Annotated in this window: 12 protein-coding genes; 7 read left to right on the top strand and 5 right to left on the bottom strand. The window is 73.3% G+C overall.

From position 1 onward, the window contains the following. Positions 1 to 621, top strand: a 621-nt coding sequence (locus AB0D44_RS05615; protein ID WP_362584802.1) for an ATP-binding cassette domain-containing protein, incomplete at its 5' end; no start/stop codon positions are given. Between the two features lie 87 nt (positions 622 to 708). Next, positions 709 to 2,187, top strand: coding sequence for a condensation domain-containing protein (locus tag AB0D44_RS05610; RefSeq protein ID WP_362584799.1), 1,479 nt, complete (start codon positions 709 to 711; stop codon positions 2,185 to 2,187). Here the strand turns inward: AB0D44_RS05610 and AB0D44_RS05605 are convergent. The 3 genes from AB0D44_RS05605 to AB0D44_RS05595 all read right to left on the bottom strand — a co-directional run bounded on the left by AB0D44_RS05605 (position 2,175) and on the right by AB0D44_RS05595 (position 4,521). Continuing rightward, positions 2,175 to 3,425, bottom strand: a complete 1,251-nt coding sequence (locus AB0D44_RS05605) for a S8 family peptidase (RefSeq protein ID WP_362584796.1) — start codon at positions 3,423 to 3,425, stop codon at positions 2,175 to 2,177. The genes AB0D44_RS05610 and AB0D44_RS05605 overlap by 13 nt on opposite strands. 137 nt (positions 3,426 to 3,562) lie before the next feature. Continuing rightward, positions 3,563 to 4,180 (bottom strand): hypothetical protein, encoded by a 618-nt coding sequence (locus AB0D44_RS05600; protein WP_362584793.1) that lies wholly within the window; start codon positions 4,178 to 4,180, stop codon positions 3,563 to 3,565. Between the two features lie 71 nt (positions 4,181 to 4,251). Continuing rightward, positions 4,252 to 4,521, bottom strand: a complete 270-nt coding sequence (locus AB0D44_RS05595) for a hypothetical protein (protein WP_215149985.1) — start codon at positions 4,519 to 4,521, stop codon at positions 4,252 to 4,254. A gap of 104 nt (positions 4,522 to 4,625) precedes the next feature. On the opposite strand from AB0D44_RS05595, the gene AB0D44_RS05590 reads away from it, so the two are divergent. From AB0D44_RS05590 to AB0D44_RS05570, 5 genes are all read left to right on the top strand, one after another. Further along, complete coding sequence (locus tag AB0D44_RS05590; RefSeq protein ID WP_362584790.1) at positions 4,626 to 4,964, top strand: thioredoxin domain-containing protein; 339 nt, start codon at positions 4,626 to 4,628, stop codon at positions 4,962 to 4,964. A gap of 129 nt (positions 4,965 to 5,093) precedes the next feature. Beyond that, entirely contained in the window at positions 5,094 to 6,290 is a 1,197-nt protein-coding gene (locus tag AB0D44_RS05585; RefSeq protein WP_362584787.1) for a cytochrome P450, read from the top strand. Between the two features lie 20 nt (positions 6,291 to 6,310). Next, positions 6,311 to 6,505, top strand: coding sequence for a ferredoxin (locus AB0D44_RS05580; protein WP_362584895.1), 195 nt, complete (start codon positions 6,311 to 6,313; stop codon positions 6,503 to 6,505). A gap of 133 nt (positions 6,506 to 6,638) precedes the next feature. Beyond that, positions 6,639 to 6,992 (top strand): DUF1304 domain-containing protein, encoded by a 354-nt coding sequence (locus AB0D44_RS05575; protein WP_362584784.1) that lies wholly within the window; start codon positions 6,639 to 6,641, stop codon positions 6,990 to 6,992. Further along, a complete protein-coding gene (locus AB0D44_RS05570) occupies positions 6,989 to 7,573 on the top strand; it encodes a TetR/AcrR family transcriptional regulator (protein WP_362584780.1) in 585 nt (194 codons plus the stop codon). The genes AB0D44_RS05575 and AB0D44_RS05570 overlap by 4 nt, the downstream gene beginning before the upstream one ends. Before the next feature lie 79 nt (positions 7,574 to 7,652). Here the strand turns inward: AB0D44_RS05570 and AB0D44_RS05565 are convergent, their stop codons facing one another. Continuing rightward, positions 7,653 to 7,859: a cold-shock protein gene (locus tag AB0D44_RS05565; RefSeq protein WP_069918825.1), complete on the bottom strand. Its 207-nt coding sequence runs from the start codon at positions 7,857 to 7,859 to the stop codon at positions 7,653 to 7,655. Positions 7,860 to 8,163: 304 nt separating this feature from the next. Then, positions 8,164 to 8,532 carry an HGxxPAAW family protein gene (locus tag AB0D44_RS05560; protein ID WP_362584778.1) on the bottom strand — a complete coding sequence of 123 codons (369 nt, stop codon included), beginning with the start codon at positions 8,530 to 8,532 and terminating at the stop codon, positions 8,164 to 8,166. Between the last annotated feature and the right edge of the window lie 55 nt (positions 8,533 to 8,587).

The raw sequence follows: 8,587 nt of genomic DNA, 5'->3' as shown, positions 1-8,587 counted from the left end.
GGCCACACCCCGCCCCGCACCGTCTGCCCTGACCTCCGCCCCCCACACACCACCCCCCCCCCCTGCCGGCGGGGGGCCGCCCCCGCCGGGGGCGCGCCCCGGCGCCGGGCCGCCCGCGTCGGAGAGCTCCTCGAGGCCCTGGAGATCTCCGATCTCGCCGGCCGCCGGCCGGCCGAGCTGTCCGGGGGCCAGCAGCAGCGCGTGGCCATCGCCGTGGCCATGGCCAACGACCCCGCGGTCCTCCTCGCCGACGAACCCACCGGCGAGCTGGACTCCGAGACCGCAGCCGCGATCTTCGAGGCCTTCCGCACGGTGAACCGGGAGCTGGGCGCCACCGTGGTCATCGTGACCCACGATCCGCTCGTTGCCGGAGAGGTCCGCCGTACGGTGGCCATCCGCGACGGCCGCACCAGCAGCGAGGTGCTGCGCCGCACGGTGACCGACGAACACGGTGCGCAGTCGGTGAGCGAGCGCGAGTACGTGATGCTGGACCGCACCGGCCGCGTCCAGCTGCCGCAGAAGTTCCTGGAGGCCCTGGGCATGGAGCAGCGCGTGGCCGTCGACCTCGCCGCCGACCACATCGAGGTGCGCCGCGACGACTCCGAGGGGGACGCGGGCTGAGGCACACCGCAGGCCCGTTCCGTCACCTTCGCGGCCCGGGGGTCGTTAGGGCCTCGGGGTTGTCTCGGGGGCGAAGGGATGAACGGAATGCGGCAGTTTCCTCTGGAGATGCTTCACCTGGAACCCGGCCGGGTGGTCGAGTGGCGGCTGAGGTCCACGGCCGCGGAGGCCTGCGGCCCCGATGACGAGCCGGGCAGGAGGGCCTCCTTCAACCAGGAGAAGCACTTCACCGTCGCCGAGGAGAGCCGGGCCGCCGACGACCCCGTCGCGTCGTGGATCGCGGTCACCTTCGAGGTGGCCGGGCGCCTGGACGAACCGGCCCTGTCCCGGGCCCTGCTGGTCTTCGTGCAGCGGCACGAGGTGCTGAGGTGCGCGTTCCGCCGGCTGGCCGGGGAGCTGGCCTGTGCGCCCTTCGACCCGGCCGAACTCGCCCTCGATGCCGAGACGGTGGGCACGTTCGGCACCTCCGCGGCGCTGGGTGACTTCCTCGTCGAGCGGTTCACCCGGAGCATCGACACGCTGTCCTGGCCTCTGTTCGTCATGGGCGCGGTGCTGCGCGAGGACTCCGCGACGGTCTACCTCGCCTTCGACCACATCGTGTGCGACGGCATGTCGATGCCGGTCGTCGTCCACGAGGTGCTGACCGCGTACGAGGCCCTGTGCCGCGGTGAGGAGTCCGGACTGCCGCCGGTGGCCCCCAGCTACCTCGACTTCGCCGACGAGCAGCGCCGCCGCTACCTGTCCATCGACGCCCGCGACGAACGCCTGGACTACTGGAAGGAGTTCATCGCGCGCGGCGGCGAGTTCTTCCCCCGCTTCCCGCTCGACCTCGGGGTGGAGCCGGACCGGATGTACCCGATCGTCAACGAGGCCTCCACGCTGCTGGACGCCGCCGAGACCGAGATCTTCGAGAAGACCTGTATGACGGTCGGCGGCAAGCCCTTCATGGGGGTGCTCGCCTCCGTCGCCGTCTGCCTGCGCGAGGCCGGCGGTCCGGGCGTCTACCGGGGTTTCATGCCGGTGAGCGAGCGCGGCCGGGAGGGCTGGGGGGATTCGGTGGGCTGGTTCGTGAACACCATGCCGATCGAGTTCGACGCCTCCCCCGGCCGGGACTTCGCGCAGGTGATGGCGGGGGTCCGGGCCGGGTTCGGCGAGATGATCGGGCACATCGACGTGCCGTTCGTACGGGCCTGGGAGCTGCTCGCCCCCGAGGAGTTCGCCGCCCGCTCCTGGCCGTACCCGGTGAACTTCTTCTCGTACATCGACATGCGCAAGTGCCGGGGTGCCGAGCGCCACGACGAGTGGCGGCCCTCGACCCACGTGTGGTCGGCGCGCGCCAATGGCGCCTGTTCCTGGTTCCAGCGTGATGCCGACGGGCTGCACATGAACTCCCTCTACGTCGACACCCCGGCGGCCCGCCGCACCATGGGCGACCTCCAGGAGGCGCTGCGCCTGACGGTCCAGGAGATCGCCCGCTCGGGTGGGTTCCGCCGCCCCATCGCGCTGACGGCGCCGCGCCGGCCCGAGCGGACGCCGCTCGACGTTGCCGGGCGCTACGGCAGGTAGAGGGTGTAGAGGAGTTTGTTCGGCACGACCGGCGGGCTGCCCTGGAGGGCGCCGGTCGTCGCGTTCGCCACGAGGGCCTGTTTGACCTGGGCGGGGGTGTCGCCCGGCCGGAAGGCGAGGTGGAGGGCGGCGGCTCCGGACGTGTGGGCGGTGGCCGCGGAGGTGCCGCCGAGGGTGGCCGTGGCCGTGTCGCCGTCCTTCCAGGCCGAGGGGACGGCCACGCCGGGTGCGAACAGGGACACGCAGCCGCCGTAGTTGGAGGAGGCGGCCCGCCGGTCGAGGGCGTCGCTCGCACCGGCGGTGATGATCTCGGGCAGCCGGGCGGGCGAGTTGGCGCAGGCTCCGTCGGGCCGGGCGGCGCCGCCGGCCGCGGCGGTGTAGGTGATGCCGGCCCGGATGGAGGCGCGGACGGCGTCGTCGAGGGCGGTGTTGGCGGCCCCTCCCAGGCTCATGTTCGCGACGGCGGGGCGGACGGCGTTCGCGGTCACCCAGTCGACGCCCGCGATCACCCCCGAGGTGGTCGCGGACCCCTGGCAGTTCAGGACGCGTACGGCGACCAGCCGGGCCTCCTTGGCCACGCCGTAGGTCGAGCCCGCGACGATCCCGCCGACGTGGGTGCCGTGGCCGTTGCAGTCGTTGCCGTTCTGGCCGTCGCCGACGGTGTCGGTGCCGACGGAGGCGCGGCCGCCGAACTGCGTGTGCGTCGTGCGCAGTCCGGTGTCGATCACGTACACCCGCACGCCGGGAGCGGTGGTCCTGTGCGTGTAGGTGGTGGAGAGCGGGAGCCTGCGCTGGTCGATGCGGTCCAGTCCCCAGGGGGCGCCGGGCTGGACGGCCGCCGGGCCGGCCGGGGCCGTGGTGTCGAGGGTGAGCCGGGTGTCCTGCTGCACCCTGGCCACGCGGGGGTCGGCGGCGAGCCCGGCCGCCCGGGCCCGGTCCATGCGTGCGGAAAAGCCGTGGAGGGCGTGTGCGTACACGTGGCCGAGCCGGGCTCCGCCGGCCTTCGCCAGGAGGTCGGGGAGGGTGCGGGGGCCCGAGGCGGGCTCCTTCAGTACCACGATCCAGCTGTCCGGGACCGCCGTTTCGGCGGGTCCCGCGAGCTGTAACTTCCCTGCGGGTGCGGCGGATTCAGCGGGAGCGGAGGAGGCTGCGGACGCCGGGTGAGCCGTCGGCAGGAGGGCGGCGGCGAGCAGCGCGGCGGACGGCAGCAGCCTCGTCAGGCGTCTGGTGGCGGTCATCTCCGGTGCACCTGGACCTTTCGTCGACCGGGTGTGGGGGCGCCCCAGATTCCCCGGTCCCGTCCGAGGGCACAAGGGTGCGGTACCGGACAGCGCGGCCGGGGTGGCGCCCAGCTCCCTTGGCGGCACCGCCGCCCTCAGTGGAGCCAGAAGAACACGGTGTCCTGGGTCCGGCCCGCCTCCTTCGTCTCCTCCCACTCCTCGGCCTCGACCCGCATGGGTTCGAGCAGCACCTGGGCCGTCTCACGGACTTCCGGGTCGAGCCGGTCGAGGACCGCCTCGTACGCGGCGACCACCTCGGCGGCCCGGGAGGCCGGGAAGGTGCCCATCCACGGGACGGCGTCGCCCGGATGCGGGAGCCGGATGGGGGGACCGCCGAACAGGAGCGCGGCGGGCGCGAGGTCCGCCGGGACCCCGTGCCGGGTCATCTCCTCGTCGACGGTGTGGAACCAGGACGGCCGCCGCCAGTAGCCGAGGTCGTAGGTGTCGGAGAAGTGCACCGCGACCAGGGCCTGGAAGGCGTGGGTGTAGCCGGGCTCCATGTCCGCGCCGGGGCTGCCTTCCAGCAGTTCCTCCAGTGCCTGCGCGACCGGCACGCCCCACTCGATGCCCTCGTCCGCGAGGCGGGCGTCCTTCTGCGCGCACCGCTCCCTCGCGATGGCGAGGCGACGCTCCTGTTCGGGTGTCCGCTCCACCGCCGTCAGCAGCCGGATCACCTCCCGCATGTCGCCGGTGCTCATCTCCAGGTTGCCCATGGCCCCATTCCTCCGTACGTCGAAGTTCCATGATCGCGGACTCCGGGGGCGGAGCGGTACCGCCGGGCCGGTCAGCGGCTGTCCCCCACCCAGTCCCAGCGGCCGGGGTCCGCCGCCCGGCGGCGGTAGTGGGCGCGGCCGCCGGCCCCGTAACGCCCTATCTCCGTGGGCAGGCGGGCCTCTTCGGCGAGCTGCCGGGTGCTCCAGCCGGTGATGTCGAGGAGGAGCCCGTCCAGCGGGCCGCCCACGAGTTCGCCGTAGACGTGACCGGGGCGCGGGCCGGGGTCGGGGTCTTCGTGGTCGGCGCCGTAGACCCGGCGCCGGAGCATCCTGTCGTCCATGCGGTCAAGCTTCACAGGCACCACTGACAACCGGCCGCCGCCCGCAGCGGCGATGATGGGGGACGCCCCCTGTCACGGGGGCCCGGGAGCGAGGAGCGGCAGGCATGGCACGTCGGGTACACCAGCCACGGGAGGACCAGGAGTTCGACTTCGTCCTCTCCATGGCACAGGGGCCGGTTCTCGCCTACTTCTGCGGGAGCTGGCCGAAGGCCCTCGAGGCGTGCCGGGCGATGGACGCGGTCGTCGGCGACCTGGTCGAGGAGTACGGGACGCGGCTCACCGCCGTGCGGACGGACATGACCCGCTGCCCGGGGCCGACCAGGCGTTTCGGCGTGACCGGCGCCCCGACGGCCGTGCTGGTCAAGGACGGCGAAGCGGTGGCGAGCCAGGCCGGGCCCATGACCCGCGAGGAGTTGCGGGCCTTCCTGGACGCCCATCTGTGAGCTCCGGGGCCGTCGGCTGGGCCCTGTGGGCGAACTCGGGTGATCTGGCCGAAAGTGGCATAGGTGGGATAGGTGCCTCAGGCATGTAATGGACTCCGGCACAACGGAACCATCGCTCGCGAGGTGCTCATGTCCTTCACGTCAGAGACCGTTGCCTTTCCCCAGGACCGGACCTGCCCCTACCACCCGCCGGCCGCCTACGAACCGCTGCGGGACAGCCGGCCGCTGTCCCGCGTCACCCTCTTCGACGGCCGCTCGGTATGGGTGGTCACCGGACTCGCCGAGGCCCGTGCACTGCTGGCCGACGGACGGCTCTCCACCGACCGCCGCAACGCGGCCTTCCCCATGCCCACCCGGCGCTTCCAAGGCCTCCAGAACCGGCGGGCCGCGCTGCTCGGGTTCGACGACCCCGAGCACAACACCCAGCGCCGGATGCTGATCCCGGCCTTCACCCTGAAGCGGACCGCCGCCCTGCGGCCGCGCATCCAGCGGACCGTGGACCGGCTGATCGACGAGATGGTCGCCGCGGGCCCGCGGGCGGAGCTGGTGTCCGCCTTCGCCCTGCCGGTGCCGTCGATGGTGATCTGCGCCCTGCTCGGAGTCCCGTACGAGGACCACGAGTTCTTCGAGGGAGAATCCCGGCGGCTGCTGCGCGGCCCGGAACCCGCCGATGTGGAGGACGCCCGCCTCCGGCTCGACGCGTACCTCGTCGACCTGATCGCGCGCAAACGCCGGGAGCCCGGGGACGGGCTGCTCGACGAGCTGATCGCGGAGCGTCTGGAGACCGGCGAGATCGGCGTCGCGGAACTGGTCGACCTCGCCACGATCCTGCTGGTCGCGGGGCACGAGACCACCGCCAACATGATCTCGCTCGGCACCTTCACCCTGTTGCGCCATCCCGGGCAGCTGGCCGAGCTGCGGGCGGACCCGGCGCTGATCTCGTCGGCCGTGGAGGAACTGATGCGGTTCCTGTCGATCGCGGACGGAATGCTGCGCGTGGCGACCGAGGACATCGAGATCGGCGGGGTCACGGTGCGCGCGGACGACGGGGTGGTGTTCTCCACCTCCGTCATCAACCGCGACGACTCCGCCTTCGCGGATCCGGACGCGCTGGACTGGCACCGCCCCACCCGGCACCACGTGGCCTTCGGCTTCGGCATCCACCAGTGCCTCGGGCAGAACCTGGCCCGCGCGGAGATGGAGATCGCGCTCGGCACGCTCTTCGAGCGGCTGCCCGGGCTGCGGCTGGCGGCCGAGCCGGACCGGATCCCCTTCAAGCCCGGCGACACCATCCAGGGCATGGTCGAACTGCCCGTGGCGTGGTGAGGGCCGTGTCGACCGCACGTCTGCACATCGACATCGACACGGGCGCCTGCATCGGGGCGGGCCAGTGCGCGCTGACTGCTCCCGGGGTGTTCACCCAGGACGACGACGGCTTCGGCGCGCTGCGCCCGGGGCGCGAGGACGGCGCGGGGAGCCCGCTGGTCCGGGAGGCCGCCCGGGCCTGCCCGGTCTCGGCGATCTCCGTCCGGGAGGCCTGAAGCGTCGGGCACGACCTCTGGGGCGCCGCATTTCCTGTACAGTTGTCCAGGAAATGCGGCCCGCCTGGGGATGTACCGGATGCCTCCGGGGGCCGGGATCCGACACCCATCCCCCGAGAAGTGGAGGCGGCCCGTGCACACGGTCGCTCAGATCCTGATCGGCCTCGTGGCCGCCCTGCACACGTACTTCCTGGTCCTGGAGATGTTCCTGTGGCAGCGGCCGCCGGGGCGCGCCCTGTCCGGATTCGACGCCGACACCGCCCGTCTGACCGCTACGCTCGCCGCCAACCAGGGCCTCTACAACGGCTTCCTCGCCGCGGGCCTGGTGTGGGCCCTGGTCATCGACTCGCTCGCCACCCAGGTCTTCTTCCTGACCTGCGTGATCGTCGCCGGGGTGTACGGGGCTGCGACCGCCAACCGGCGGATCCTCCTCGCCCAGGCCGTGCCCGGCGCACTGGCCCTCGGCGCGGCGCTCCTGGCCGCATGAGCCCCCGGGACGCGGACGCGCGCGCCCCGGACCCGCGCACCGCCAGGACGAGGGCGCGGCTGCGCGAGAGCCTGCTCGCGGAGTGCGCCGGCAGGGCGCTCGCCGAGGTCAGCGTCTCGGCGGTGGTCCGCCGGGCCGGGGTCGGCCGCGCCACCTTCTACCTGCACTACGAGGACCTCACCGCCCTCGCCGTGGACGCCTGCGCCGATGTGGTGCACGCCGCGGTCGACGCCCTGCACGCCTGGCAGACCGGCCCGGGGGCGCTGCCCCCCGCGCGGCCCCCGGCCGCCCTGGCGGATTTCCTGGCCGGGGCGGCCGAGCGCGCGCCGCTCCACCGCACGCTGCTGCTCCCGGGCGGCGGGGGCCCGCTCGGCGACCGCCTCCACCGGGAGCTGCGCGAGCGGGCCCGCGCCGAGCGGGCGGCCGCGGGCGCACCGCACCCGGATCTCGTCGCCTCGGCGGTCGCGGCCGCCTTCACCGGTGTCCTGGCCGACTGGCTCCACGACACCGTCCCCGCCGGGCCGGCCGACCTGGCGGACCACCTGTGGCGGCTGCTACTGGCCCTCCACCGGGCCGTGTAGCGGCCGTCGCCCGGCATGGATGAGCCCCGCCGGACGGGCCGACGGGGCTCGGCTCACGGGCCGGGCCCGTGAAGCGGTACTACGAGAGGGGGACCACCCGCTCGGCCTGAGGACCCTTGGGGCCCTGGGTGACGTTGTACTCGACCTTCTGGTTCTCTTCCAGCGACTTGAAGCCGGTGGTCTCGATGGCGGAGAAGTGCACGAACACGTCCGGCCCGCCGTCGTCCTGCTGAATGAAGCCGAACCCCTTCTCCGAGTTGAACCACTTCACGATGCCTGTTGCCATCTGGCTGATCCTTCTCAACGTTCCACTGCGGGCCGCACGCGCGGCCGTCTCGATCCTGCCCAACCGTCCCGTACAGCACACGCTGGACGCGGCCAACCGGGGCGTGCCGCGCATTCGAACTTCTGGCCGCCTCGTCCGCGGAACGGGCGAAAGGGCGTCCGCCGGGCGCCTTCGAGAAGGGTCGGGACATGGGCGGATCGGCCGCCCGGCACGAGGTGGGCGGGCTGTTCGTGCGCCCGCCGGCAGCGGCCGGAGCCCGGCGACGGCACCGTGATCCATTGCGGGGAGCACCACACCCACACGCTCATGTGCTGCTGTCCGCAGCCGGCAACGGCATGGCGGATCGGGGCCGCGGGGCCGCCGCGGCGGCTCGCCGCGGTCCGCCGACCCTGCAGCCCAGGCAGTCGGCGTGCCCGGCAAGGGCGGCGGTGTCCCGGGTCCGCCAGTCCCAGTCGGCCTCGGGGCGGGGGCCACTGGGCTTGCCCCAGCCGGCCAGGTGCAGCAGCCAGGTGACGGCGCCGGCCACGGCGACGACCCCGAGGCCGATCCAGATCCCCGGGATCCAGGCCGCGCACACGGCGAGGCCCGCTCCCGTGAAGCCGATCAGGGCCAGGCCCGTACCGGTCCAGCCGGCCACCGTGTGGCCGAGGTCGACGTGCCCGTGCGCGCTCATGGATTCTCCCTGGTCGGACGTGCGGCAGTAGGCTCGGAGCAGGATCTTTTATCTC

Origin of the sequence: Streptomyces sp. NPDC048349 (assembly GCF_040651925.1) — a bacterium.
Taxonomy (GTDB): Bacteria; Actinomycetota; Actinomycetes; order Streptomycetales; family Streptomycetaceae; genus Streptomyces.
This window is presented reverse-complemented; position numbering and strand designations above follow the sequence as displayed.

What these genes read in the sequence shown, in the direction of transcription:
- AB0D44_RS05610 (WP_362584799.1), top strand. Translation starts at nt 709, where the DNA reads ATGCGGCAGTTTCCTCTGGAGATGCTTCACCTGGAACCCGGCCGGGTG.
- AB0D44_RS05605 (WP_362584796.1), bottom strand. Translation starts at nt 3,425, where the DNA reads ATGACCGCCACCAGACGCCTGACGAGGCTGCTGCCGTCCGCCGCGCTG.
- AB0D44_RS05600 (WP_362584793.1), bottom strand. Translation starts at nt 4,180, where the DNA reads ATGGGCAACCTGGAGATGAGCACCGGCGACATGCGGGAGGTGATCCGG.
- AB0D44_RS05595 (WP_215149985.1), bottom strand. Translation starts at nt 4,521, where the DNA reads ATGGACGACAGGATGCTCCGGCGCCGGGTCTACGGCGCCGACCACGAA.
- AB0D44_RS05590 (WP_362584790.1), top strand. Translation starts at nt 4,626, where the DNA reads ATGGCACGTCGGGTACACCAGCCACGGGAGGACCAGGAGTTCGACTTC.
- AB0D44_RS05585 (WP_362584787.1), top strand. Translation starts at nt 5,094, where the DNA reads ATGTCCTTCACGTCAGAGACCGTTGCCTTTCCCCAGGACCGGACCTGC.
- AB0D44_RS05570 (WP_362584780.1), top strand. Translation starts at nt 6,989, where the DNA reads ATGAGCCCCCGGGACGCGGACGCGCGCGCCCCGGACCCGCGCACCGCC.
- AB0D44_RS05565 (WP_069918825.1), bottom strand. Translation starts at nt 7,859, where the DNA reads ATGGCAACAGGCATCGTGAAGTGGTTCAACTCGGAGAAGGGGTTCGGC.
- AB0D44_RS05560 (WP_362584778.1), bottom strand. Translation starts at nt 8,532, where the DNA reads ATGAGCGCGCACGGGCACGTCGACCTCGGCCACACGGTGGCCGGCTGG.